The 24,941-nt window shown below is 48.9% G+C and carries 23 protein-coding genes and 1 pseudogene; 8 read left to right on the top strand and 16 right to left on the bottom strand.

The features are described 5' to 3' along the window. Positions 1-89: 89 nt before the first annotated feature. From AC0J20_RS20995 to AC0J20_RS20980, 4 genes and pseudogenes are all read left to right on the top strand, one after another. Positions 90-239, top strand: a pseudogene (locus AC0J20_RS20995) (histidine kinase dimerization/phospho-acceptor domain-containing protein); the annotation flags it as partial. Between the two features lie 15 nt (positions 240-254). After that, positions 255-716: a sensor histidine kinase gene (locus AC0J20_RS20990; RefSeq protein WP_473023244.1), complete on the top strand. Its 462-nt coding sequence runs from the start codon at positions 255-257 to the stop codon at positions 714-716. A 158-nt stretch (positions 717-874) separates the two neighbouring features. Next, positions 875-2,434 carry a serine hydrolase domain-containing protein gene (locus AC0J20_RS20985; protein ID WP_473023242.1) on the top strand — a complete coding sequence of 520 codons (1,560 nt, stop codon included), beginning with the start codon at positions 875-877 and terminating at the stop codon, positions 2,432-2,434. A 307-nt stretch (positions 2,435-2,741) separates the two neighbouring features. Continuing rightward, positions 2,742-3,572 carry a flagellin N-terminal helical domain-containing protein gene (locus tag AC0J20_RS20980; protein ID WP_473023241.1) on the top strand — a complete coding sequence of 277 codons (831 nt, stop codon included), beginning with the start codon at positions 2,742-2,744 and terminating at the stop codon, positions 3,570-3,572. Positions 3,573-3,769: 197 nt separating this feature from the next. Here AC0J20_RS20980 and AC0J20_RS20975 read toward each other — a convergent pair whose 3' ends face one another. The 8 genes from AC0J20_RS20975 to AC0J20_RS20940 form a co-directional block, all read right to left on the bottom strand. Beyond that, positions 3,770-4,306, bottom strand: coding sequence for a DUF3833 domain-containing protein (locus AC0J20_RS20975; RefSeq protein WP_473023240.1), 537 nt, complete (start codon positions 4,304-4,306; stop codon positions 3,770-3,772). Between the two features lie 23 nt (positions 4,307-4,329). Beyond that, entirely contained in the window at positions 4,330-4,851 is a 522-nt protein-coding gene (locus AC0J20_RS20970; RefSeq protein ID WP_229530249.1) for a chalcone isomerase family protein, read from the bottom strand. Continuing rightward, the gene (locus tag AC0J20_RS20965) at positions 4,835-5,341 is read right to left on the bottom strand and encodes a DUF2878 domain-containing protein (RefSeq protein WP_473023239.1); all 507 of its coding nucleotides are present in this window, start codon (positions 5,339-5,341) and stop codon (positions 4,835-4,837) included. Before AC0J20_RS20965 ends, AC0J20_RS20970 begins: the two co-directional genes overlap by 17 nt. Before the next feature lie 6 nt (positions 5,342-5,347). Then, complete coding sequence (locus AC0J20_RS20960) at positions 5,348-6,571, bottom strand: class I SAM-dependent methyltransferase (RefSeq protein ID WP_473023243.1); 1,224 nt, start codon at positions 6,569-6,571, stop codon at positions 5,348-5,350. Between the two features lie 20 nt (positions 6,572-6,591). After that, positions 6,592-7,335 carry an SDR family NAD(P)-dependent oxidoreductase gene (locus AC0J20_RS20955; RefSeq protein ID WP_473023238.1) on the bottom strand — a complete coding sequence of 248 codons (744 nt, stop codon included), beginning with the start codon at positions 7,333-7,335 and terminating at the stop codon, positions 6,592-6,594. A gap of 77 nt (positions 7,336-7,412) precedes the next feature. Beyond that, a complete protein-coding gene (gene pip, locus AC0J20_RS20950; protein ID WP_473023237.1) occupies positions 7,413-8,363 on the bottom strand; it encodes a prolyl aminopeptidase in 951 nt (316 codons plus the stop codon). Positions 8,364-8,422: 59 nt separating this feature from the next. Then, a complete protein-coding gene (locus tag AC0J20_RS20945) occupies positions 8,423-9,070 on the bottom strand; it encodes a flavin reductase family protein (protein ID WP_473023235.1) in 648 nt (215 codons plus the stop codon). A gap of 66 nt (positions 9,071-9,136) precedes the next feature. After that, positions 9,137-9,505 carry a hypothetical protein gene (locus AC0J20_RS20940; RefSeq protein ID WP_473023234.1) on the bottom strand — a complete coding sequence of 123 codons (369 nt, stop codon included), beginning with the start codon at positions 9,503-9,505 and terminating at the stop codon, positions 9,137-9,139. Positions 9,506-9,697: 192 nt separating this feature from the next. On the opposite strand from AC0J20_RS20940, the gene AC0J20_RS20935 reads away from it, so the two are divergent. Together AC0J20_RS20935 and AC0J20_RS20930 are read left to right on the top strand one after the other, a co-directional pair. Continuing rightward, positions 9,698-10,069 (top strand): MerC domain-containing protein, encoded by a 372-nt coding sequence (locus tag AC0J20_RS20935; RefSeq protein ID WP_324255628.1) that lies wholly within the window; start codon positions 9,698-9,700, stop codon positions 10,067-10,069. A gap of 2 nt (positions 10,070-10,071) precedes the next feature. Next, positions 10,072-10,782: a ZrgA family zinc uptake protein gene (locus AC0J20_RS20930; protein ID WP_473023233.1), complete on the top strand. Its 711-nt coding sequence runs from the start codon at positions 10,072-10,074 to the stop codon at positions 10,780-10,782. Between the two features lie 44 nt (positions 10,783-10,826). Here the strand turns inward: AC0J20_RS20930 and AC0J20_RS20925 are convergent, their stop codons facing one another. Both AC0J20_RS20925 and AC0J20_RS20920 read right to left on the bottom strand, forming a co-directional pair. After that, positions 10,827-11,918 (bottom strand): methyl-accepting chemotaxis protein, encoded by a 1,092-nt coding sequence (locus AC0J20_RS20925; protein ID WP_229530241.1) that lies wholly within the window; start codon positions 11,916-11,918, stop codon positions 10,827-10,829. A gap of 120 nt (positions 11,919-12,038) precedes the next feature. After that, positions 12,039-15,239 (bottom strand): ligand-binding sensor domain-containing protein, encoded by a 3,201-nt coding sequence (locus AC0J20_RS20920; protein WP_473023232.1) that lies wholly within the window; start codon positions 15,237-15,239, stop codon positions 12,039-12,041. Positions 15,240-15,374: 135 nt separating this feature from the next. Between AC0J20_RS20920 and yghU the strand changes: the two genes are divergently transcribed. Next, positions 15,375-16,241 (top strand): glutathione-dependent disulfide-bond oxidoreductase, encoded by an 867-nt coding sequence (yghU, locus tag AC0J20_RS20915; protein ID WP_473023231.1) that lies wholly within the window; start codon positions 15,375-15,377, stop codon positions 16,239-16,241. A gap of 2 nt (positions 16,242-16,243) precedes the next feature. Here the strand turns inward: yghU and AC0J20_RS20910 are convergent, their stop codons facing one another. The 6 genes from AC0J20_RS20910 to AC0J20_RS20885 are packed head-to-tail and all read right to left on the bottom strand — an operon-like array spanning position 16,244 to position 21,892. After that, positions 16,244-18,034 (bottom strand): hypothetical protein, encoded by a 1,791-nt coding sequence (locus tag AC0J20_RS20910; protein ID WP_473023230.1) that lies wholly within the window; start codon positions 18,032-18,034, stop codon positions 16,244-16,246. A gap of 6 nt (positions 18,035-18,040) precedes the next feature. Beyond that, entirely contained in the window at positions 18,041-18,736 is a 696-nt protein-coding gene (locus tag AC0J20_RS20905; protein ID WP_473023229.1) for an energy transducer TonB, read from the bottom strand. Then, positions 18,736-19,146, bottom strand: coding sequence for an ExbD/TolR family protein (locus AC0J20_RS20900; protein ID WP_229530236.1), 411 nt, complete (start codon positions 19,144-19,146; stop codon positions 18,736-18,738). The genes AC0J20_RS20905 and AC0J20_RS20900 overlap by 1 nt, the downstream gene beginning before the upstream one ends. A gap of 14 nt (positions 19,147-19,160) precedes the next feature. Continuing rightward, a complete protein-coding gene (locus AC0J20_RS20895) occupies positions 19,161-19,676 on the bottom strand; it encodes a MotA/TolQ/ExbB proton channel family protein (RefSeq protein WP_473023228.1) in 516 nt (171 codons plus the stop codon). 27 nt (positions 19,677-19,703) lie between these two features. Then, positions 19,704-21,098 carry a MotA/TolQ/ExbB proton channel family protein gene (locus AC0J20_RS20890; protein WP_473023227.1) on the bottom strand — a complete coding sequence of 465 codons (1,395 nt, stop codon included), beginning with the start codon at positions 21,096-21,098 and terminating at the stop codon, positions 19,704-19,706. Then, complete coding sequence (locus AC0J20_RS20885) at positions 21,098-21,892, bottom strand: DUF3450 domain-containing protein (RefSeq protein WP_473023226.1); 795 nt, start codon at positions 21,890-21,892, stop codon at positions 21,098-21,100. Before AC0J20_RS20885 ends, AC0J20_RS20890 begins: the two co-directional genes overlap by 1 nt. A 279-nt stretch (positions 21,893-22,171) precedes the next feature. Here AC0J20_RS20885 and AC0J20_RS20880 point away from each other — a divergent pair, with 279 nt between their 5' ends. Beyond that, positions 22,172-24,913: an ATP-binding protein gene (locus AC0J20_RS20880; protein ID WP_473023225.1), complete on the top strand. Its 2,742-nt coding sequence runs from the start codon at positions 22,172-22,174 to the stop codon at positions 24,911-24,913. Positions 24,914-24,941: the final 28 nt, after the last annotated feature.

The following is a 24,941-nucleotide window of genomic DNA, read 5'->3' as shown; positions in this document are numbered from 1 at the left end:
TCACTCAAACCTGTCATCCACCCCCTGTCTAACAATACGAAAAACTGAGGCGACAACTATCCTGACACAGGGGGTCAGCGGTATCACATGATTTGCGAACACCGCTGGCGCGCATTCGCATGGGGCTGGACACCTTGAGCGAAGAATCCGATCCGCTGAAGCGTCAGCAATATGAAGAGCGCATTAACGAACACATTGACGATATGGTGGAGTTGATTGAAACCTTGCTGGGCTACGCCAGGCTCGATCAGGCCATGCTACATCTGGAAAAGCGGGAAGTCGATCTGGCAGCGTTGCTGGAAAAATCATTGGCTAAAAAAACGCAACCCGGCAAATCTCTGACACTACAGGTTGCAGAAACTACCGGTTCAATGGGAGTTGATGGCGACCCTACCTATCTGAAAATGCTGTTGACGAACCTGTTGCAAAATGCCGTTCAGCACGCCACTGAACAGGTTTTGGTGCAGCTGGCGCGTGACAGCAGCCAGGTTACCTTGCGTATCAGTGACGACGGGCCGGGGATACCGCCAGAGCTGCGCAGCGATATCTTTAAACCCTTTGTACGTAGTCGCCACAACACCCATAAAGGTCACGGTGTAGGTTTAGCCATTTGTAAAAGAGTGGTGGACTGGCATCAGGGCAGTATTGAGGTACAGCAAAGCGAATCCCTTCAGGGGGCCGAGTTTGTGGTGAAATTACCCGCGAACAGTCAGTAAACTAAGTGCCACTCACGGCACAAAGGAACCGACTCTGCTAGTTGTATCTCATCGATACATTTTGAAAAAGTCCGGTACAAGCCCATACAGCATTCCGGGTTCGGCGCTTTTACACTGTGTGCAGTTAAAAGATTTAACACTACACAGGAAGCAATATAATGTTAAAACGTATTTCTCTTATTTCATTGGCGGTGCTGGGTTTAGCCGCTTGTGGTGGCTCTTCAGGCTCCAATGTAACACCTGTTACACCAACACCCGCACCTACGCCTGATCCCGACCCGGTTTTTGCAGCGGTAACCAGTGCCGCTCAAACCGAGATGCAAAGCAATGAATCTGCAGCGGTTTCTGTTGCCATTTACAAAGACGGTGAAGTGGTTTATGCCGAAGCTTTTGGTAACAATCAATGGAACAATGGCCAGCCGGTGTCCAAAGACACATTGTTCCAGCTGGGATCTACCACCAAGATGTTTACCAGTCTGGCGACGATGCAAATGGTGGAGCAGGGGATTTTTACCACGCAGGATACCTTGACCAGCACTCTGCCTGGTATTCAGTATGCCCCTGAGCAAACGCTGGGTTGGAACGATATCAACATCGCTCATCTGATGAACCACATGAGCGGGTTTTCTGATGATTATCAGGCCATGACAGACAACAGCGAATTACTGAGCTACATGCTTGAGCAATATGCTGAGGCCAATCCGCAAATGGTGGAACCGGAGCAGTTTTTTAATTACAACAATCCGGGCTACTCCTATCTGGGTGCCATCCTGGAGTATGTTAGTCAGCAGGATTTTCGCGATCTGATGGCGCAATCTGTTTTTGAGCCTCTGGGCATGAACCGCACTACCATGCACAAATCAGAGGTGATCAGTGATGGCAATTTTGCGTTGGGGGTTTATCAAAACAACGCCGGCAATGCCCAGGGGTACAGCAGCCTGAATCAGTTGCAGGACTGGCTGCCGGTAATTCCTGCAGGCGTTTACAGCTGGTCTACACCCAGCGAGTTGTTAAAAATGGCTGAATTTTTGATGTCGGGGAACAGCGATGTGTTGGCCGATGAATACCGACAGGAAATGACGAAAGCGCAGGTACCCATGGAGCAAGCCGGGCTACCACTCAGTTATGGCTACGGCATTTTTGTAGACCAGGGATTTGCTTACAACAATCGCTGGTATCCCGCCACCGTCTGGCAACATGGCGGTAATACCCGGGGTTACACCTCAATGTTTTGGATGTTGCCGGAAGAGAATATCGCAGTGTCCATCATGAGTAGTGGTGACAGTGATTATTATATCGAAACCATGATTGCCGCGCTTAAGAGTGTTATGACACTTCCGGAATCACAGCCCATGCCCTACGGAGAGGTGGATGCCAGTACTTTTGATCGTCATGTAGGTACATATGATGCCGGAGCCGTCACTATTAAGATCAGTAACAACAACGGCGTTTTACGGGTCAACGTACCTGAAATGGATGCTGAAGGCATTAATTACAACCCAATATTGCAGGCAATTGGTGACAATACCTTTTTGGCTAATGCCGATGGCGAAATGATGGATCTCACTTTCTTTCCCGCAACGCCAGACGGAGAATCTGTTTATATCCGCAATCGCAGTTTTGTGGCGATACGGGTGGGTAGCGAGCTATCCGAACGCCCGGCGCAAGCTCGCCAGTTAAAAACCAGCTCACCGGCCAGTAAAATCATCCTGGACTAGGGGCATTCAATAAAACCCGGTCGGACTCAGGTTCGACCGGATTGCTAAAATTCTTCAGTGATATTCAATTTAACTGAAAACTACAACCTTCTGTTTTATCTACATTTCTCAAAAAAGTACAAAAAACCTTCAAGGAAATTTTTGCCGGTACGATAACCCTAAGTGAGAGAGCCAGTGACAATCACTTAATAAAACCAATAAACGGGTGATTGTTGAATATTAACGATTTGACTGTACGACGACAGTCACCGGTAAAGCCCAAATACCTCACAAGCTGATCCGGATCGAGAGTGTAGGAGAGAGACAAATGTCTTTATTTGTAAATACTAACGTATCTTCATTGAACGCCCAGCGTCAATTATTCGATTCAGGCAACGCCCTATCAACTTCGTTTGAGCGTTTGTCTTCCGGTTTCCGTATCAATCGCGCTGCAGACGATGCCGCCGGTTTACAGATCACCGACCGTTTTACCTCACAAATTCAAGGCCTGGACCAGTCAGTGCGTAACGCCAATGATGCGATTTCAATGGTGCAAACGGCGGAAGGTGCTTTGCAGGAAACCACCACGGCATTGCAACGTATTCGTACTTTGGCTATTCAGTCTCAAAACGGTATCAATTCATCTGCTGACAGAACCGCTTTACAGCAGGAAGTTACCGCATTAGTTGCAGAATTATCAAGAATTGGTACAGATACGCAATTTGCCGGTAATGCCATCTTAAGCGGTAGTTTCTCCGCAGCGTTCCAGGTGGGTGCCAATGCCGGTCAAACGATTTCTGTTAACTTGTCGTCTTCAAACGGTGCCAGCTTTGGTGCATCAGGCTTAGGTGTCGGCACAGTTGATATCTCAACAGTTACGGGTGCTTCAGGTGCATTGACTGCGATTGATACTGCCATTTCATCCATTGGTGCTCAACGGGCTGAGCTGGGTGCTTTGCAAAACCGTTTCCAGTCTACAATCCGTAACCTGAGTAACGTATCAGAGAACCTGTCCGGTGCCCGTTCACGTATCAAAGATACGGACTTCGCCACTGAAACAGCGAACCTGACGCGTAATCAGATTATCCAGCAGGCCAGTACCACGGTACTTGCACAGGCTAATCAGCGTCCGCAATCAGCGCTTTCACTGTTAGGTTAATCATCCTGGGTGGGGTAAAGGCCCCACCAATAATTCTATTTTTAATCAGTGTGTCGGATAAACATCCGGCCCGCGGGAAATGTTAACCGCCAGGAGGTAGTGTGAGAACCCTTTAGGGCAGGAGAACATTTCCGAGAGTTTCGCTCACTCTCTCCTAACGTCGGAGCGTTCAGCCGGAATAGTGTATTCCGGCTTTTTTAGTTTCGCTTTTCGATGATCAGGGTGATTTCCCCCACCTCTATGCCAAACTTGTTGATGCTGGTGCGATTGAGCAACCGGTCTTCGCTGATCAAATAGAGCCAGTCATCCAGGTGTACGTTTAAGGTGTCTCCGTCGTAGGGGATAGTCAGCTCGTATTGCCAGCGAAAAACGGCTCCACGGGTTTGCCCTTGCGCCACACCCACCACATCACCGGCCGTACCTGTATAGCGCCCATTGCCTAGATCGTTCAGGGTCCAGATGCGGGTTTGTTGTTCGCCATCATCAAAGTAAAACACTTCGTCAAGGGTACCGGTATTACCTTGCCAGGAGGCTTTAATGTCGGCGCTGAAGCGACGGGTCATCTTGCCGGACATATCCTGCACCATTCCGTAGACTTTCAAATCGCCATTGAAAAACGTCTTCAGATCCAGTCGGGGTTCCGTAGCGGCATAGTCGTTAACGTCAACTGCACTGCAGGCAGATAAAATCAATGACAAACCGAGTATGAAATACCTGAATAGTTTATTTTGCATAGGAGACTCCTGTTTTGGGAGGATTAGTTTTGGCCAATGAGTTGTTTTCTGACATCCGGCGCGCTGGTGTTGGGGGATAACCAGATAGCCAGAAATGCCCGGGCAAACTGTTGATCACTCAGTGTCCCCAGTTGTTCATCATTGAAATAAAAGTAGCTGATTTGTGCTTCGTCTATGTACAGGGTTAACGATTGTTGACGTTTGACATCCGGCCAGAGCTGTTGCAGTTCTGCAGTCCAGGCAAGGACTTTTTGTTCATCATAAAAGCCCAGTTTCTGCCACTGTTTTACGGTTTCTTCGATCAGTTGTTGTTTTGAAAAGTCCCTGAGATAGGTGAGCTTCAAAGCCACCGGAAACTGATCCGACTGATAGATACCATTAGCAGAATACAATCGGGCTTCGTAGATATCCCAAAACAGCACACTTAATTTTCCCTCACCCACCAGTTGCATTGAAGGCCAGGGCGGGGACTGCGGTGACGCCGCCAGATGGCCGCTGATTAAAAACATTCCGGCAGCTAACAACAGACTACGCCAGGTTTTCATGCCCTGTGCCTCTTTCGACCAGTTTGTAAAAAACCGGCAGCAGGGTCCCCCACGCCAGTACCAGTATCAGGACCGTAATCCAAAGACCCTGGGCCAGTTCAACAGCGCCAAAGCGTGATCCTGATAAATAACTGAGCGTACCGCCGATGGCACCCAGTGGCACCTGCCAATACAGGGGTTTGTTTGCCAGCCATGCCATGCTGTAGCGCAGTGTCAGAACAAAGCCTATCCAGAGGCAGATCAACCAGAAGGGAAATTGGTTTTCGGCAAAGACATAAATGCCTGCCTGCATCAGGGTGAAGTCCAAAGCGATCCCCGCCAGAATCGCTTTATAGGTATGTGATAAATCGGTTTTGCGGTTGGGGCTGAGAATAAAATGCAACAGTAACAGGCAGGCACACACCCAGTTGTTCTGGAATATGACCGCGGCTATCCACAACAACTGGAACAGCACAAAGTTGGCAATGTTAAACTGTTTTGCCGAAAGCATTGGCAACTACCCTGAAAACTGAGGTTTGCGGCTTACCAGATGCACTGTGCTGATGGCTCTTTGCAAAAAGCCTCCTTCGCAATAACACAGGTAATAGGTCCAGAGTCGCTTAAACTGCTGATCAAACCCTTCCTGGGCCAGTTGTGGCCAGGCGGCAAGGAACTTCTCCCGCCAGTCGGCAAGGGTCCTCGCATAGTGCAGCCCGATATCGTGCAATTCGTGGATCACCATGTCGGTGTTGTTGGTTAAACACTGGCTCATACGTTGCACTGAGGGCAGACACCCCCCGGGAAAAATGTAAGTCTGAATAAAATCCACTTCTTTGCGATAGTGTTCGTAGCGTTGGTCGGCGATGGTGATGGCCTGAATTAACAGCAACCCCTCTGGCTTTAACAGATCGCTGCACTGTTTGAAAAAGCCATCCAGGTATTCGTGACCCACAGCTTCAATCATCTCAATACTCACCAGTTTGTCGAACTGCCCGGATAACTTGCGGTAGTCCTGTTTCAGCAGGGTAATTTTGTCCTGTAAACCGGCTTCTGCAATGCGTTGCTGCGCGTAGTCGTGCTGCGCATCAGAAATGGTGGTAGTGGTCACATTCACAGCGTAATGCTTTGCCATATATACCGCCAGTCCGCCCCAACCGGTGCCGATTTCCAGTACGGATTCGCCAGGTTGCAATTGCAGCCGCTGACAGATGGTTTCCATTTTGTGGATTTGAGCGCTTTCCAGATCTGTCATGGTTTCCGGGTAAATGGCACTGGAATACTGCATTTGGCTATCTAAAAAGCGTTTATAGAGATGATTGCCCAGATCATAATGGGCAAGAATATTCTTTTTTGCCTGGGTCTCATTATTGCGATTTTTGAACTTTTTCAGGAAGTAACCAAGCCTTACCAGCGCACCGAATTTCTTTTCCACTGCATCCAGGGCGTTTTGATTGGCCACAAAAAATTCAATGACCCGGGTCAGGTCAGGAGAGTTCCACTTTCCGGCGACATAATCTTCGGCAATACCAATGCTGCCTTTAAACATCAGTGTTTTGAATATCTGGCGGTCATAGACCTGTACTTCAGCTTTGAGCTGTGCGTCTTTATCGCCAAACTGAAAAACTTCTTCACCCAGCTTCATGGTTAGCAGCCCGGCTGTGGCTCTGGCCAGTAGTTTAAAGACCATGTTCTGGAAAAAATCACTACTGCGAGTGGCGGTCAGGCGTGTTTTTGTTTGAATTTGTTGCACAGGATTCTCCGTTAAGGCTGAGACTGAGTACCGGTCTGCATTTTTTGCGCTATCGCTCGCCAGATTGGAGCGGGTAATGCAGCCAGTAGTTTTAAAATCATAGTAAAGAAATAGGGAAAATGGATTTCACTCCGCCGTTTTGCCAACCCTGCTATGATGGCTTTAGAGGCATATTCAGTGCTGACCTGCATCGGCATGTCAAAGTCATTTTTGTCGGTCAGCGGGGTTTTCACAAAACCTGGGCTGATCAAACTCACCGCAATATTGTGAGGCTTGAGTTCGATGGCAAGGGTTTTGGCCAGGTAGCTGACACCGGCTTTAGCTGAACCATAGGCAGTGGCTCTGGGAAAGGGTAAATAAGCGGCACTGGAGCTGACGATGCCGAGTTGGCCACCTGATTTGATTTTGGGTAACAGGGCTTCAAGGCAATAACCAATGGCAACCAGGTTGACTTTGATGATGCGCTCAAACAGCGCTGCGTCGAATTGCATCGGGTTATCAATGTATTCGCAGTTACCGGCGTTTAACAACAGCAGATCCAGTTGTCCTGATATCTCGCTTGCTGCCTGATGCACCTGTTGAATGTCAGTGACATCAAAAACCAGTGGCACAATACTATCCTGTGCTTTGTGCAATGCCTGCAGTTTGTCGCTATTGCGGCCACAGGCATAAACTAGCCAACCTTGTCTGGCGTAGTCACCAGCCAGTTGTTCACCAATGCCTGAAGAAGCCCCTGTAATCAGTACCTGTTTCATATCCGAACATTAGAATTGCGAATTTGATAAGGTTTACGCTGCAGGGGTTCAAATGGGTCACTTTCGCCTGAAAATTTTTAACGTGCTTTTAACTGTTCTGTGATGGCGACCAGTTTGTCCACCATGCCAGGTTCTGTGGGGATATGGGCACCACCCTCCACTATGTGCAGCTGGCTGTCGGGCATCCTTTGATGGATATCCCAGGCGCTGCGCAGGGGGCAAATCACATCGTAGCGCCCATGTACTATGTGGGTAGGGATATGACTAATTTTGTCCGCGTTTTGCAACACATAGTTATCATCTTCCAGAAAGAATTTGTGGTGGGCAAAATGACATTCAGTGCGGGCCAGCGATAACATCTTATCGCTGGCGGTAATATCGCGACTGGATTCGGAACCGGGTATCAAAGTCATGGTATTTGCACCGTAACTTGCCCAGGTTAAAGCTGCCGGGCGGGCAATCTGAGGGTCCTGATGGGTAAGCAATTGGTAGTAGGCGGCAACAATTTCAGCATCATCTTTACCGTTCACCGGGGCTTTAAATTCCGCCCACTTATCGGGAAATAGTTGCGCTGTGCCGGTCCCACCATAAACCCAGTCCAAATCTGTCTGGCGACCTAAAAATACCCCTCTGAGTACCAGTGACGATACGGAATCTGGGTATTTTATCGCGTAACACAGAGCCAATAAGCTACCCCAACTGCCACCCATTACCAGCCATTTGTCGATCGCCAGATGTTTGCGTAGCTTTTCCAGATCTTCGACTATTTGCCAGGTATCGTTCTCTTTGAGTTCCGCATAGGGCTTACTGCGCCCAGCGCCGCGCTGATCAGGCAACACTATCCGGTAGTGGGAAGCATCAAAAAAACGACGATAAATGGGCAGTATGCCGAGTCCTGGACCACCGTGCAGAAACAGTGCTGCCTGGCCCTCGGGATTACCGACCTGTTCGTAGTGGATTTCATGTAAATCGGAGACCTGAAGTTTACCTTCACTGTAAGGCTCAATAGCAGGAAAAAGGGTTTTCAAAATGACTATCTCGTGAAATCAAAAAACAAGATAGTAACCTATTTTTACCTGTTGCTTATCTAATCTTTGCTAAAGGTGAGTTCTTCCGGCCAGCTATCGGGCTTGGCATAGGTTAGTCGGGTTAGCTTTTTTGTGGTGTGGTAACGATCCAACCCGGAAATGGCGACACTGCCTAACTTCTCAATATCGATACTGCCATCGGGCTCTATGGCCATTTCATCGGTTTGAACTAACACCACTTTACCGATAATCAGTTCGGTTTGGTTGATTTCCAGCAACTGGATTTCCTCTACCTGTAATCCTATTTTCAGGCAACTCTGTGCCACAAATGGGGCACTGAAGCCGCTTACATAACTGGGAGTCAGCCCGGTTTCCGCGAATTCACTAACTTCAGCATCATAACGGGCTGAGCACTGGTGAGCGGCATGTACCATCGGTTCAGAAACCTGGTTGAGGGTGTAAAATCCTGAATGCTTAATATTGTTCACCGTGTCTCTGCGCACTGTTCGGGGCCGGGTGATCATGCCCATCAATGCCGGATCGGCGCCAATGTGAAACACCGAACTCACAATGGCTAAGTTTTCCACACCGTCTGAGTTTATTGTGCCCACCAGATTGGCGCTTTTAAAACCTGATAAGGAGTTGATGAACATAGCGCGGTAGCGTTGCTGCATGGACTGTATGTCCGCATGGTGCCAGGTTTTCAAGATTTTGCCCTTTGGTTGGATAGGGATAGTGGCATTGTAAACGTGCGGACTCGCGCTAAGATCAGTTCAGTTTAAAAGAAAGTTCATCGCAGTGCTGCAGTCTGCAAAGATTTCCGCCTGCCAGTCTGAGCCGGTCAGGCCTTCGATATAAATTCGGGAAAATCGGATGATGTTTTCGTCTTCTACGACAATCGCGATTTTCAAAGGCCCCTGAATAAATGACTCGTTTTTATCCAGCAGGGCAATTCTTCTGATTTCTTCTTCACTGAAGGAAGCACTCTGCACATCCAGGTAATTGTACAAATGACCAATACAGTTTAGGTCGGTCCATTGCTCATAGATCTCTTTGTCCAGTGCAACCAGGTCTTCAGTCCCGATATGGCCATTAAACACAACGTTGATGACCTGATTTTCCAGAGACAATTGATAGGGCATGTACGCTCTGCATTATTTTTTCGTCAAACTATACACAGAGAGTAGTATGAATTGATCGCCTTGTAATCAATTAAATTTAACGATTAGTTAACAATGTCATTCAGGAAAGCCCGGAAAAAACTGGAAATTTAGGTTGCGAATTCTCTGAAATGTTATATTATCACCCACCCAGATTAATCAGGTTGAACATCCGTGCGCGATATTATTGGTACAGTTTTGTCAAGTTTATGCATTGTACATTGTGTGTTAAGCGCAGTGTTATTAGTGCTTGGTGGAACCGGTGTCATTTCTGCCACCTGGCATACGTCTGAGATCCATTTGGTCTTTTTCCTGCCGGTATTGTTGTTCGCAACCCTGAGTTTCCCGCACGCCCGTCGTCAACATGGCGATAAGCAACCGCTGCTATTAGGTGTGATTGGGTTAGTGTTATTAACCATTTCCTTGATGCTGGAAATGATCTGGCACCTGCACGTTTTAGAAACCATCTTAACGGTTATCGGCGGTGGCATTTTGATCTATGCCCATCAGATGAATCGTCGCCTGTCGGCACTGCAACCCTCCTGATAATGACAACAAAAGCGAGTCGTACTATGCGTACCGCACTGATTTGCACTCTATTTGCGTTGAATACAATGGCAGCCCATGGTCAGTCTGCTCATACCCATGGCGAAGTTGAACTTCAGATTGTTGGCGAAAACCATCAGGTATCTGTTTCACTCAGTAGTCCATTAGCTAATATCGTGGGGTTTGAATACCGCCCGGAAATGCCGGAAGATAAATGGCTGCTCAATAGTGCTGTTGCAGAACTGAAAGGCGCTGAGTGGCTGGTGTTAAGTGGTACTGAGTGTGCGTTAACCTCTACAGAAGTGCGATACTCATGGCAGGATAGTGAGGCTGAGCATGGCCATCCGCCAAAGCACGAGCACCATGATAAGCATGAGCATCATGAAAAGCACGAGCATCACGATAAGCATGAGCATCATGATAAGCACGAGCACCATGATAAGCATGAGCATCATGATAAGCACGAACATCGCGATAAGCACGAGCATCATGATAAGCACGAGCATCATGATGAGCATGAACACCCTGAAGACGAACATGCGGAAATCACCGTTAACTACTTATATCAATGTGCATCCCAGTCACCTCAATCTGTACAGGTAACGCTTCAGACGCTGTTTCCGGGGATTGAGCAGGTACGTTTACAATGGATTACTGAGGCCGGCCAGGGGGCAGCCGTCATTAATTCTGCACAACAGGTTATTGAATTTTAGTGACGTTGGGACCTGAAGGTCCCGATTTTGTCACTGTGACAAGGCTAATCTTTCCAGTCGCGGCCCAGTTGATCCAGGATGGACAATACTTTCTCGCTGGCACTTTCCATTTTGATTAAATATTTGATGGCGGCATCCTGATTGCCATTTTGCGCTTCTTTCATGGCTGCGACACCACTGCGATGCACTTCCGCGTGAGGCGCGTCGAGGTCGCTGAAAGCTTTGTTGCGACTAAATATTTCTCTGCCAGATCCCTGATACCATTGGCCTAGACGGCAACTGCTGTGATCGGAAAAGTCATTGATGTCCTTGCTACTTTGCCCCTGCAACACGGCATAAACATCAGCCTTCCAGACAATGTGATCCAGTTTTACCGTCTGAATAAAAGTGCGATGTGTGGTATCGGAAATCGCCTCTTTCATTGAGCTGCAGCAATCCACAATAGCGGAGTAATGCTCATTAAGCTGACCGACCCCGTCGGACAGGCTTTCGTTGTTGCCTTTAAGCTCATCAACGGCACTGACAGCGTACTTGGTGGAACTGATAATATTCGTAACCAGGTCGGCTACTTCACTGGCGGACTTGTTTGTTTCTGTCGCCAGGCTTCGGACCTCATCGGCAACCACGCTGAACCCTCGCCCAGCGTCACCGGCTCGCGCGGCTTCGATGGCGGCGTTGAGGGCCAGTAAGTTGGTTTGATCAGAAATACTGGTGATAGTGGAGACAAATTTGTTGATGCTGTCGGCTTTTTCCGACAACCCGTTGATACTGCTGGTCATGCCGCCCATCTTGTTCCCCATCTCTTCCATAGAGGCAACAATGCTGGCTAATGAGCTGGAGGAAGTATCGAATAATTCGGCTACCTGACGCACCGACTGCGATTCTTCGTCAATGCGCTGAAAAGAGCTGAGTACCGTTTCGCGAACGCCTTCTACCTGGCGCAGCGAGCCTGACATACATTTAACTAACTCCGTTTCATAGTCATTGCTGATTTCTTTTTTGGCGTACAGTTCTTCTTTCAGGGCGCGGTTTTCTTTTTCCAGATGAGCTAACGAATCTTCCAGCTCTCGTAACTGAGAGCGCAGGCTCGCGCTTTCATCAAGCGCACTTTGGTGGGTTGTGGCAAGTACAAACATAGGTGCTCTAAACTTTATTGCTTTAATAGTCTATCCAATCTAACGGATTGCGGAGCGAATGCAATGCAATTAGGTCATTTTCATCCGGTTTCATACCAAAGTTGGATGGTGATGTGGGCCTCAGGCGTCGGTGGCGGGTAACTCGATGAAAAATTGCGAGCCTTGCCCTTCTTTTGATTCAAACCAAACCCGTCCCCGGTGTTGCTCCACCAGCTTTTTCACAATGTACAGCCCCAGTCCGGTAGATTTTTCATTGTGTGTACCGCTGCGGCCACTGTTGGTAAAGGCGGAAAACAATTGTGTGCTGATATCCTCGGGTATCCCTATGCCCTGGTCTGCAACGGTGATCCTGACCTTACCGCTTGCGCTAGTCACCGTCACCGATACTCGCTGTTGTTCCGAAGAAAACTTGATGGCGTTGCTCAGCAAGTTTTCAATAATTCTGGCAAACTTAGCCTGGTGTATATCGCAGAAGATCACGTCTTTCTGGAATTCAAAAAGCAACGGGATTTTTTTAGCCAATGCTTTGGGCTGGTGGGCTTCTACCAGTCTTGCCAATATTTTAACCACGTTATTGGTTTTCAGGGTGACTTCGTTACTTTCGTTGCTGAGTTTGCCGTAGTCCCGCAACTCTTCCACCAACTCAGAACAGCTTTTTCCGGCGTTAATAGCCTGATCGAGATAGTTGTGTAGCTCCGATGTTGGGCTTACCTGTTTGGTTAGTTTAATTAAATCCAGATAACCCAGACCGATTGAGATCTTATTGTTAATGTCATGGGCAAGAATCGACATAATGCGATCTTTGTCATTGTTCACCTGAATCAGTTCCTGGGTTTTTTGGTAAATCTGCTGATCCAGTTTTTTCTTCTGCCGCACCAGATGATGTGTGCGTATCACAAACAAATACCAGATGCCGGTTAACAGCCCCAGCAATACGGCCAGGTAAAACCACCAGGTCTCGTACCAGGCGGGTAAGCTCAGCAACTCGATTGCAATCTGGTTAGACATCCAGGTACCGGCGCTGTTGGTGCTTTCCACTTCCAGGCGATATTTTCCCGGAGACAAATTCGTGTAAGTTGCCCGGCGATTATCGGCATTGCCGTATTGCCATTGTTCATTAAACCCGGATAGCCGCCATCGGTACAATATCTTTTGCGGCCCGGTATAGTCCAGCGCCGAAAACTCAAAAGAAATCCCTTTTGTATCGGGTGCTAAAGGAACCGGCTGATTCAGGTCAAGCTGAACAGGCTGACCGTTAATTTCCGCTGAACTGATCACCAGCGGCGGGTTGTACCACCAGTTGCTAAATTTTTCTGGTGCAACCAGCAACAATCCTTCATTGCCGCCGAACAGGATAATCCCATCCTGAGTAACAACCTGAGAGCCCAACCAGATGGTGCCAATATCCCATTTGTTGTTGTGGCTTAAATCAATGGATTGCTGATTTTCAATGTCGTACACGCCTTTGTAATGCCATATGCGACCCAGGTGATCAGATAGAATATTGGCAGTGTAGGTTTGTTCGATTTGCAACTGTTGATTTACAGAAACAAAGGTAGCGGTTTTGCCGTCCCAACTGTCCAGTTTGTCGAGGCCACTCTCTGTTGCAACCCAAAGTTGGTTGTTTCTGTCTACGTGCAAACTGTTTATGGCATTGTCTGACAACTCGCCGGGCAGTTCTGTCGAGCTGTTGATTTCGGTGACATGCTGTGTGTCTGAGTCAATGTGAAATAGTCCATCGTCTGTACCTACCCAGAGACTGGCGGGAGGTTGCCATGCCAGGGCGTAGGTGATTCTTCCCCGAATGGGTTCGTAATGGGCATAATCATCTAACAGCCTGAAAGACTGGTCGCTTAGGTCAATATAGGCCACTCCTTTGGTGGAACCCAGCCAAACCCGTTGCTTGTTATCCGCCACCATGGTGGTAATGGTGTTAAATCCCTGCTGCGCGGCTACCGGGTAGGCCTGAAAAACTTGCTGTTGCGGGTTGTAACTGAATAGCCCTTTGCGTCGGGTTCCTACCCAAATTTCACCGTTTTGGGTATGCAACAACGACAAAATATCATTTTCCGGCAATGTTGCCGGCGCATTGCCGGATTCATCAAAATGTTGAATTGTGCCGAGCTGGTTGTCGATTCGGGTTAACCCGGCCTGACTATAGCCGAGCCAGATATCACCCTTGTCGGTTTCCGCAATAGCCCGAATTCTTGCGTTTTTGATGCTGTCCGGGCGATAGGGGCTGTGCCTTAGTGTTCTGATGCTGTCATTGTGGGGCGCAAACAGGTTCAATCCGGCACCCCAGGTACCAATCCACATCAGTCCGGCATTGTCCCTGAATATCGCGCCAATATTATTCTGATTGATACTGCTGTTTATACTGCGGTCGTGCCTGATTTGTTTGACGATCTGCAACGAGTCGATATCAATGATACTAATACCGCCGTCCAGGGTGCCAATCCAGGCCTGTCCCGGTTCTGATTCAACAATGGAGACCACCCAGGGATGCCCCAGTTTGTCCGGACCACTGTCTAACCAGTTTAGTTCCATCGTTTTAGGATCGAATTTAGCCAATCCCTGTTGTAAGGTGCCAACCAGCATCAGACCTGAGTGGGACTGAGTCAGGGTGTGTATCTGAATACCATCAAATGCCGCAAAACTGCGACCAGACAATACATTTCCATTGAAACTTTGAGAGGGTAAATTAATGCGGCATAGCCCGTTCTGAGTGCCCAACCATAATCCCTGGCTGGTATCCATAAACAGACTGCGCGGTCCTTTGTCCTGATACACAGTTTCGCAGCCGTTAATGGCTGTTATAGCGACGGTTTCTTTGCTGTAAGGATTGAGATAATTCAGCCCCTGATTCGTGGCAACCCAGACCCGCTGACTGGCTTCTCCCACGATGGCTCGGATAGAATTACCGTTGCGGCTATCACTGTCCTGACTCAGGTCGAAATGCTCGAAACGGTTAGTGGCGGGGTTGAGTACAGAAATGCCGTCACTGAAGGTGCCAAACCAGATTTTTCCGTCAGGTGCGTTCCAGATGGTTCTGATGTAATTACCGGCCAACGAATTGCGGTCGCCGGGTGTGTGTCTGAAGGGGGTAAACTGATAGCCGTCGTAACGCACTGCGCCTTGTTGGGTGCCTATCCAGATGAAACCCTGGCTATCCTGGCCCAGTGAAGTAACGATGCCATCGGGGATGTCGCGGTGATCTGCCACCGATTCAAAATACAAATCACCCTGTGCAAAAATGCTGGCAGCAATCGCGTGTTTTCCCATTGCCAACAGGGCGATTATCAGAATCACAAGGGTGCGCATCCTAAGCTATTTCCTCCAATTTGATTCGCTCTTCTATACTTTATTCTTTTTTATTGGAAATTTCTTGATTTTAAAACCTGTCATTCATATAAAGTTTTATACTGAACAGTATTTTATCATCCCGGAGAACATTTTATGACTAACACCTATCAACCGCCACAGATTTGGCAATGGCAACCAGGCAACGGTGGCGCCTTTGCCAATATCAATCGCCCTGTGTCTGGAGCTACCCATGAAAAAGACCTGCCACAAGGCAAACACCCTTTGCAATTGTATTCGTTGGCGACTCCAAATGGCGCCAAAGTCACCATCATGCTGGAAGAACTACTGGCCCTGGGACACGCCGGAGCCGAATATGATGCCTGGCTGATTAATATTGGTGAGGGCGATCAGTTTAGCAGTGGCTTTGTCGACATTAACCCTAACTCAAAAATTCCGGCGTTACTGGACCTGTCCTCTGACCATCCGCTTCGGGTGTTTGAATCGGGTGCCATTTTATTACATCTGGCGGAAAAGTTTGGCGAGTTTTTGCCTTCGGGGGCAGCCCGCACAGAAACCCTGAATTGGTTGTTCTGGCAGATGGGTAGCGCACCCAGCGTCGGTGGTGGCTTTGGTCACTTTTACAATTATGCCCCGGAAAAATTTGAATATCCTATCAATCGCTTTTCCATGGAAACTAAGCGTTTACTGGATGTACTGGACAAGCAACTGGCCAACAACACCTATGTCGCCGGTGAAACCTACAGTATTGCTGATATCGCCATCTGGCCCTGGATGGGCAATCTAGTACTGGGCCGCTTGTACAACGCTGCTGAGTTTCTGCAGGTGCAGGAATACCAACATGTTATGCGCTGGGCGCAATTGCTGGATGAACGACCTGCAGTGCAACGTGGCCGAATGGTAAATCGCTCCTGGGGAGAACTGCACGAGCAATTGCACGAGCGCCACGACGCCGACGACTTTCAACACAAAACGCAGGATAAGCTGGAAGCATCCTCCTGATCTCAGGGGAAATGCAGCAATAGTTGCAATTCCACATCCAGCAAGTCAGTACCACTGGTGTCGGATAAAAACACCATTCTGGCGCGGCCATTGAGCTGGTGTTGTTCTGCGATGGCCTGCTGGATAAATTGCGCCCACTGTTGATTGATGTCCACCGCCGGGCCTTGGTATTTCCAGCTAAGGGCCTGATGCTCTGGTTCCGGCACAATGCGGTTAACACCGCGATTTGCAGGCGCGCCAGAAAAGGGAAAAGCAATGGTTAAGGTCAGAGAGGATTCGGTGGGAATATCATCCAGTAATAGGTGCATATTACCGGCAATGCCACCGCCGGATTTCATCAGGCTTTTGATCAGGGCAAAGGTGCGTCTTTTAATGGTTTGAGGCAGCTCTTGCGGGGTCGTAGTGACCCGGGTGCCATAAAATCGCGTGGCCGGTAATGTTTTGATTTCCAGCGGCGGTGCGTCATTTTTTGAAGTCGGTTTTGTTTTGTCAGTTTCCGCACTTGCTCGTGGTTTATCAGTGCGGGAGGATTCCGGCAGTTTAATACGGGTTTCCTCCGGCAAACAAAGTCCTTTTAATTCTGACATTTCTGCTTCGTTGGCGGGGGAGGCTTCAATAAACGCCAACCACTCTCTGGCTTTGGCTTTTTCACCACTGACTAATGAGGCGTTAATAAAGGCCCGGCGGGCTTCATCCGCTTGCCCCAGTTTGTGATAAGCAATCCCCAACAACAGGTTGGCTTTGCCAGTAAAACGATCTGGCAACACTTGCTGGCAAGTGAAGGTCAGGGTGTCCAACAGGTTTTGCCATTGTTCTGCTTTGTGCTGCAAGTCAGCTAACAATAGCCCTTGCTGGATATCTGAAGAGAGCCGCAGGCTGTTGTTCAGACTGGTCATCGCGGCGTCAGTTTCCCTGGCCTGATACCAGAGTTCAAATAATCTGTACCAGTGACTGGCCGTTGCGTTAACTGTGTCGGTTTGTAAAGCGTTATCCAAAATTCGGGCGGCTTTATCCGGCATATTTTGCCGTTGATAAAGCTCCACCAATAACAACCAGTCTTGCTCATCCACAAAGCGACTTTGATTGCTGGCTAACGACCACAAATCCAGCGCAGCATTGAATTTTTGCGTCTTGATATACAAACCTGTGAGTTGCCGGATCAGTGTCATATCCTCAGGATGGCGCAAAAGCAATGCCTTGATAGCGTCTATCGCCATTGCAAAGGCACTGGCCTGATAGGCCAATTCTGCAACCTGTTGCAATTGCTCATCCGGCAGCGCTGCACTGTTTTCAGTGATCTGGGTGAGAATTGCCACTACCTCGTGGAAACGCTGTAAGCCCAGCGCAGCTCTGGCCACTAAAAGTCGTTCTTCATTATCCATGGATGAGTGGGAGAACAAAGGGCCAACCTGAGCAAAGCGCTTTAATTGCAGTAGTACATAGGCCAATTCTTTGGTCATTACTCGGGCCACCGGTTCTGCCAGCACATTGGTGCTCAGCGCTTTTTGATAGGCCTGCGCGGCTTGTTCAAATTGCCCGTTTTGTGCGTACTGACGCGCCAGATGTTGACCATTAACCGCAATTTCCCAGGGATCGGTAGCTGTTGCCAGATGCGCCTCCAGGCTACTGAGTGCCTGACTTTCCGCCGCTCCCAGATTTTGGTCACTGCTGTTAAACAGTTTGCTTTTGTACTGCCTCGCCTCAGTTTGTGCTGCGAACACAGTCAGCAGTAACGCCAAACCAAAGGCTTTGACTGGTGTCACAGAGAGTAAACTGGCAGGCAGACGGTACAAGCTCAATTACTCCGGGTAGGGTGAGTTTTGGGGATAATGCTGCCATTGCAGCGCTATTTTTTGGGTCAGCACCACGTCCTGACCGTCTTTTACAATGTCACTGACATCGTAGCGCCATAATTTAATGGCCCGAATCACTTCGGCTTCAAACACGCCTTTGGGATGAGCGTCCAGTACCCGAATGTGGCGGGTCTGGCCCTGTGGCGACACATTAAACGCCACCAACACCCAGCCATTGAGTTGGTGTTGCCAGGCCAGTTCCGGAATATTGGGGCGACGCGTGGCAAAGGGGGTAATTTCGATAAAGCCTTCCCGCGTATCCTCGCCAAACTGCGATAAAAGTTCTCCGGCAGTCTGGATAGCTTCTGAGGCCGAGCCCAGGCCGAACTTCAAGCCAGGAGTAACAGGGCCTGGCAGAAAGTCCTCAGATATTGGCAACGATGACTCTGTGGCCGGACTGAGATTTAATGCTGTCTCGGCCATCTGTGGTTCAGTGTTTTGTTGCGGTGGAGGTGGTGGTTCACTGTCGGGCGGTTGCTCCTGTTCCTGAATTTGAAACAGCGCCACCATACCGGAAAACTGGATATCCGGCAGTGCCGGCAAAGGTTGATTCACCAAACGCTGCATAAATAAGAACAGCGCCATGGTAACCACCAGAGCGGCCAGTAAACTGCCAGAATATTTGAGCAATGGATTGAGCATTATTGGGTCGCAGTAATATCAGCGGCAATAGCGACTTTCTCGACGCCTGCCAGTCGCACCTGATCCATCACGCCTATTAACTCTTTGGTGCGGGTTTGCTGATCCGACTGGATCACCACAGTACTCTCCGGGCTTTCAGCGTGGAGCCTCGCCACAATGCTGCGCACCGATCGGATATCCACCAAACGATTGTCTATCCAGATATCCCCTTCTGCGGTAATGGCGACAAAAATATTGGCGTTTTGTGGTTGTGCTGATTGGGCCTGAGGAGCGTTGACATCCACGCCAGACTCTTTGACAAAAGAGGTGGTAACAATAAAAAAGATCAGCATGATAAAAACGATATCCAGCATGGGCGTCATGTCCAATTCGGCCTGCTGGGTTTGTCGATTGTGGCGGTGATAACTCATAGCCGTTTATCCTCTTAAGCGTTGCCAGAAAGCTGTTCGGTCAGCAGCAATTCCAGGCGTTGCGCTTTTTGAGCAAAGCGCATTGCAAAATAATATCCGGAAAGGCCGGTCACCAGACCTGCCAGCGTGGGTAATATGGCCCGATAAATCCCTGATGAAATGGCCTTGATATCGCCGTTGCCGCTAAAGGCGATAACATCGAAAAGGTGGATCATGCCGGTAACCGTGCCCAGCAAACCCATCAGGGGGCAAATCATGATCATGGCGGTAATAAACTTCAGACGGGCGTTCAGCAATATCGAAAGCTCTGAAATCAACAATCGCCTGAAGGCCCGCAATTCACTGCTGCCTTGCGGTGTTCTGTGTTGCCAGCGGTTCAGAGTCCGGCGACGCAGCGCGGGAAATTCAAAGCGATAAAAATAACTGCGTTCAAAAATCAGCAGCCACAACAATAAACTGGTGGCAAAAACCGCCCACAGCACAGGTCCGCCCTGAGACATAAACGCCAGTAAGTTGTTTAACAGTGTCACGCCTTTCTCCGGCTTTTATTTGGAGCTTTATTTTGAACCAGATTGAACACCGCTTTTTCCGCTATTCAGATATTGAGTTAGCAATCCTGCGCTTTGTTCGTCGAGGCGACGGATCAGGTTATCCGCCAGACTGCTGACAAAACTATGGCCGAATAACAGCGGGATGGCCACAAGCAGCCCTAACACGGTAGTAACCAATGCCTGTGATATGCCACTGGCCATCAATTTGGGATCGCCGCTGCCAAAAAAGCTGATACTTTGGAAAGTCACAATCATGCCGGTAACTGTGCCCAATAAGCCCAGCAGTGGTGCTGTGGCGGCTAACAGTTTGATCAGATTATGGCCTTTTTCCAGTTGGTTGACTTCCGTCAGCACCGCTTCGTCCAGATGCACCTGAGCCATGCCCAATATGTCATTATTATCAGCGGAGCTTGCTTTCGGTAGCTCAGCCACTCGCAGGATAACCCGACCCAGCGCGTTATCCGGTCTGGCCGGGCTTAATGACTGACACTGTCGTTTCAATGTGTGTTGTTGCCACAGTAAGGCAATAGCGCGCCAGCACACCAGTAACAAACCCAAAGCGCCCAATGCTAGAATGATTTTGCCAATCACGCCGCCTTGTTCAATGCGTTGTCGCCAGTCTGGCGTCCAGGCCATAATGGCGAGCAAAGTGCCATCGGTTGGGTCCAGGTAAAGGGTGTCCAGGGTATTTTCTGCGGCAAACCAGCGCTGGTTTTGCTGGGTTTCTGCGGATTGTTGCGTAGTGAGCAGGTATTCCTGCGTTTCAGGAATAAAACGCAGGAACTGGCCATCCACATAGCTGGAGAAATTGCCTGCACGGGTAACAGTTTGCATGATTATCTGGCCATCCGGTTGGATCACCGGGGCGCTAAAACTGGCAATCTCACCGCTTAAGGTGATCTCTTCCTGCATCAGTAGCCATAAAGCTTCCATCTGTTCGATATTAGCGGTTCGTTCACCCTGCAACAGCGCGTTAAGCTGCTCCTGGCGTGTCGGTAACTGCATGCTGATGGATGAGGCGGTTAAACGCTCTGCTAATTCCTGTGACATTTGTCGAAAAACGCTATCCAGATCACCGGTTTCATCCTTGCGTTTTTGGATCTGTGCCTGCAGTTCTTCGATGCGCTCCTGGTTGCGCAATGTCTCTTGTTTTAACGGATTGTTTTGCCGCTGAAAGCGCTCAAAATCCGCCTTAGCCTGTGCCAGCAAGCTGGCTTGTTGTTCTTTGGCGGCCAGAAAGCGAGCTTCCCGCTCCTGAATGCGCTGTCTTTCCTGAGCGCGCTCTTGTTTAACCTTTTCTAATAAAGATTGGGTTTCAGAGGGCGTATCGGCCTGAGCCGTCATTGCAATGAGCGCTACCAGCAAACAGCAAAGGCGAGCATTGAAAGATAATGGCTTCATTATTCAGCACCTCCGGTGGGCAGAGGCAGTGCCAGTAACTCCGGTGCGATGCGCTCCGATGCAACCCGCATGGCATGCTGAATTGATTGACTGAATTGTTGCGGTAGCCTCTGCCAGGATTTTGTTTCGCTGTCCCAACGGCCTTGCAGTTTCGCGTCGGGCGTCTGGTAATAAAGAGCGATACGACCAATGCGCAAAAAATCCACCGCTAATGGATTCTGGTTTTCGTCTTCCAGTACGCCGCGCCAGGTTTCTATACTGCGGCCATAGTCCTGCTCTATTTGCCAGGCTTCCATCATCAGGCGATATTTATCCGGTAATGTCTGCTGTGTGGAATTAATGCGCTGTCGCAAGCGCTGCAGCCCATCGAGGCGTTCCTGCTGTTTAAAGGGCAGATCCAACGCGATAAACTCTTCTAAGGCCAGCAACATACTTTGCATTAAGGGCATCAGCGCCAGTTCTATATAGGCCAGTTCCTGCAGTTGGCTTTCCAGTCGGGCTATGTCAGCACTTTGTTCCTGCTTAAGTTGTTGTAACTGAAACTGATAATACTGCTGATAATCTTTGCGCTGCATAATGTCCTGATATTCCTGCAGCATTTTGCGGGTGGCATTATCCAGTTGTTCCACTTGTTGTTGCGACTGGCTGATTTGCGCATGGGTGTCCTGAACGATTTCCAGTTCCTGCGATTGTGCCAGCCCCTGACTAACCGGTAGTAAGCTGAAAATAGCTGAAGCCACCAAAGCCTTTATGGGCTTGGGGATGAAGAGTTTAGCGAAGTTCCTGGCTATCATTATTGTTCTTGTGCGTGCTGTGGGTGCTTTTAATGTTGGCCAATTGTTAAACAAATTGCACCGGGATTACCAGTAAAATTTAGGGATCTTGTCCGACCAGATATCGGGGCAGTAATTTATCGTGCATTCGAAGAGTAGAGCAGATCTTCGTTGTAATTGGTATTATCCGGTCAAAACGGCACTTCTGCAGGCTTGAAACTCATTAAAAAGATCACCATTTATGGCTGATCAGCGTTTCACAGAAAGCGCCTTTTCTGCCTATCTTTTCTTAGGATGTCTATGCCAGGTTTACAACGAATTATTCTGATCGATACCCACCTTCCTGGTCGGGTAGAACTCAAACTCCAGGGCCACACCAATATCTGTGGTACCAATGCCTCTGGAAAAACCACGCTACAGCGGTTGATTCCGGTGTTTTACGGGGAATCTCCCAGCCGGGTGGTGCCCGCCACGCGAGACAGCTTTGAGCGCTGGTATTTGCCTCGTGAGTCTAGTTTTATCATTTACGAATATGCACAGCACGAAGACAATGTCTGCCAGTTGGTACTCTCCTCCAATGGCACCGGTGTGCAATATCGACTGGTGGCGAAACCTTTTGTGCTGGAAGACTATGTGTTTGAAAGCAAGCCGGGTGAGTTCACCTCATTAACCATGTCAGAACTGGGCAGGCAGTTTAAAAAGCAAAATATCCTGGTATCTAATCTGATGAATAACAAGGCGTTCCGTGGGGTTATTCAAAACGATCGCACCCTGATGAACAGCTGTCCTGATTCTCGCGACTTAATTGGTTATGCCCGCATGTTTAGCCTGTGTGCCTCCAGCCAGCATATGCGTCATATCGAAAAGCTGGCGCGCGCCGTGCATTCCAAAGAAGGCAAAATGGAAACCATCAAAACCATGATTGGGGCCATTTTGGAAGAAGACGGTGTACAACCCCCTGTATCCAGCCTGAAACCCGCACATGTGGAAAACTGGATCCGTGAGTGTCGTCTGATTCAGGAATTTGATGCCATTCGTCCGGAGTTCGGCAAATTACAGGAAACCGAGCAGCAGTTGCAGCAAACCGAGTTACGACTTGGGGCCATTCAGGTGCAAATAGATCAGGATGTGGCCATTCTGGCGGCTAATCTGGTGAAACTTAAAGACAAGCTTGAAGGCCTGATCGCCGAAAATAAAGTGGCAGATGCTCAATGGCAACAGTTGCGGGATGAGCTGAATCAGCAATTATCTGAAGCCAAAGCCGATACCCAAAAGTTTGAGCGGGATCTGCAACAAATCGAAGACGAATACGATAACTGGCAAGAGCAGGACATTGAAACCCTGCAACAGAATTTACAACAGCTTCCGCAATGGCTGGACGAACAATCTACCTTAAGTGGTCGTTATGCACTGTTGACGGAAAAGCACCAGGATATCGAAGCCACCTATAATCGCCGCATCGCCGAAATGAGTGAAAAACTCAGTGCACAACTGGATGAGTTGGGCGAAGCACAACTTGTGCAAAGCGAGCAAAAAGCACAGTTAAAATCCGATCAGCAACTGGCGTTGCAAAACATTCAGTCTCAGTGTCGCGATGAAATTCACGACCTGAAAGACAGCTACGCCACGCAAAAAGCCACTTTGAAAATTCAGGAAACTGAAGCCAATACCCGTCTGCAAAGCGCTGGTTTTAGTGAGTTTGAACAGAACCAACTGGAATTGCAGGACGCGGCGATTAAGGAAGCCTCAGAGGCAGAAGATACGGTTCGACATAAACTGTCGGGTATCGAGCAACAACTGGAAAGCCAGCAAAAATCTCGCAATGGGATTGATGCTGAGTTGCAGGAAGTGCGCAAGCAATATCAAAACAAAGAGCAGGAGCTGAAGCGCATCGAAGGCTTGCTCTATCCGGGCAATCACTCCCTGTTGGAATACCTACGCGCAGAAATGCCCGAATGGCAGGAAAAGCTGGGTAAGGTAATTCAGCCGGAATTGTTAAACCGCACCGATCTGAAGCCCCACTTCAATCAAAGCAGTGATGAATTGTTCGGACTTAAACTGGATTTGAGCAGCCTGGCATTGCCGGAATACGCACAATCAGAAGTGGCCTTAAGAGAAACTCTGGAAACCATTCAGTCTGCCTTGTCACAATTGTCTGAACAGCAAAGTGACGTGGAGCAGCGCCTGTCTAAAGCCAGCGAAGCGATCCGCGAACTGGAACTGGACAAAGCCAAACTCAAAGCGCAGCTCAATACCGCCCAGTCAAACAGGCAACGGGCACAACAGGATAAAGAACACCTGTTAGCGGAGTATCGCCAGGCCTTGTCTGAGCGCAAGCTCAACAGTAAAAAGGCCCTGAAGCAGGTACAGGACAAGCTCAATAAACTGAATCAGGCTGAAGCCGAAGCCATTGATGAGTTAAAAGAGCGTCAGGCACAGCAGGAGTTGGAGCACAAATTCCACTGGCAGCAACTGATTGATGCCAGTGAAGAAAAAATTCAGCAACTGAAGCAACAAATGGCTTCAGCCAAGCGCCAGGCAGAAGAAGATAAAAAAGCCTGTCAGCAGTTTCTGGAAGACGAAATGGCGAAGCGCGGGGTGGATGTGGATGAAATCGGCAGTCTGAAGAAGCAACTGGAACAACTGAAAAAGGATATTCAGCACACCCAAAATAACAAACACAAAATCGAAGAGTATCAGCGCTGGTACAAAAACGTCTTTACCGGTCACAAGGTACAGTGGCAGCAGAAACTGACTCAGGCGAAAAAGCAACAAGCCGATGCGCAACGCCACCTGGAGCAGGAACAACAAAGCTATCAGGCCGCCCGTCAGGCCCGCAAAGAAAGTCAGACGGAGTCCGAACAACAACTGCGTACTCAGCAAGAGCAGCACGACAACGCTAAACGTATTCACAAAGCACTGGTGAAGTTGCCGTTACCGAAAGTTAACGACAGCGAAGCGCTGGGCATGGCAGGTAGTGTGGCGCAGCGCATCAGCCCCCTGTGTCAGGATAGTTGTCGCCTCAGTTTTTCGTATTGTTAGACAGGGGGTGGATGACAGGTTTGAGTGA

The organism is Planctobacterium sp. R6 (genome assembly GCF_055755215.1).
This window is presented reverse-complemented; position numbering and strand designations above follow the sequence as displayed.

Coding starts and splice junctions, on each gene's coding strand:
- AC0J20_RS20990 (WP_473023244.1), top strand. CDS start 255: ATGCTACATCTGGAAAAGCGGGAAGTCGATCTGGCAGCGTTGCTGGAA.
- AC0J20_RS20985 (WP_473023242.1), top strand. CDS start 875: ATGTTAAAACGTATTTCTCTTATTTCATTGGCGGTGCTGGGTTTAGCC.
- AC0J20_RS20980 (WP_473023241.1), top strand. CDS start 2,742: ATGTCTTTATTTGTAAATACTAACGTATCTTCATTGAACGCCCAGCGT.
- AC0J20_RS20975 (WP_473023240.1), bottom strand. CDS start 4,306: ATGCAAAATAAACTATTCAGGTATTTCATACTCGGTTTGTCATTGATT.
- AC0J20_RS20970 (WP_229530249.1), bottom strand. CDS start 4,851: ATGAAAACCTGGCGTAGTCTGTTGTTAGCTGCCGGAATGTTTTTAATC.
- AC0J20_RS20965 (WP_473023239.1), bottom strand. CDS start 5,341: ATGCTTTCGGCAAAACAGTTTAACATTGCCAACTTTGTGCTGTTCCAG.
- AC0J20_RS20955 (WP_473023238.1), bottom strand. CDS start 7,335: ATGAAACAGGTACTGATTACAGGGGCTTCTTCAGGCATTGGTGAACAA.
- AC0J20_RS20940 (WP_473023234.1), bottom strand. CDS start 9,505: ATGCCCTATCAATTGTCTCTGGAAAATCAGGTCATCAACGTTGTGTTT.
- AC0J20_RS20930 (WP_473023233.1), top strand. CDS start 10,072: ATGACAACAAAAGCGAGTCGTACTATGCGTACCGCACTGATTTGCACT.
- AC0J20_RS20925 (WP_229530241.1), bottom strand. CDS start 11,918: ATGTTTGTACTTGCCACAACCCACCAAAGTGCGCTTGATGAAAGCGCG.
- AC0J20_RS20920 (WP_473023232.1), bottom strand. CDS start 15,239: ATGCGCACCCTTGTGATTCTGATAATCGCCCTGTTGGCAATGGGAAAA.
- yghU (WP_473023231.1), top strand. CDS start 15,375: ATGACTAACACCTATCAACCGCCACAGATTTGGCAATGGCAACCAGGC.
- AC0J20_RS20905 (WP_473023229.1), bottom strand. CDS start 18,736: ATGCTCAATCCATTGCTCAAATATTCTGGCAGTTTACTGGCCGCTCTG.
- AC0J20_RS20900 (WP_229530236.1), bottom strand. CDS start 19,146: ATGAGTTATCACCGCCACAATCGACAAACCCAGCAGGCCGAATTGGAC.
- AC0J20_RS20890 (WP_473023227.1), bottom strand. CDS start 21,098: ATGAAGCCATTATCTTTCAATGCTCGCCTTTGCTGTTTGCTGGTAGCG.
- AC0J20_RS20885 (WP_473023226.1), bottom strand. CDS start 21,892: ATGATAGCCAGGAACTTCGCTAAACTCTTCATCCCCAAGCCCATAAAG.
- AC0J20_RS20880 (WP_473023225.1), top strand. CDS start 22,172: ATGCCAGGTTTACAACGAATTATTCTGATCGATACCCACCTTCCTGGT.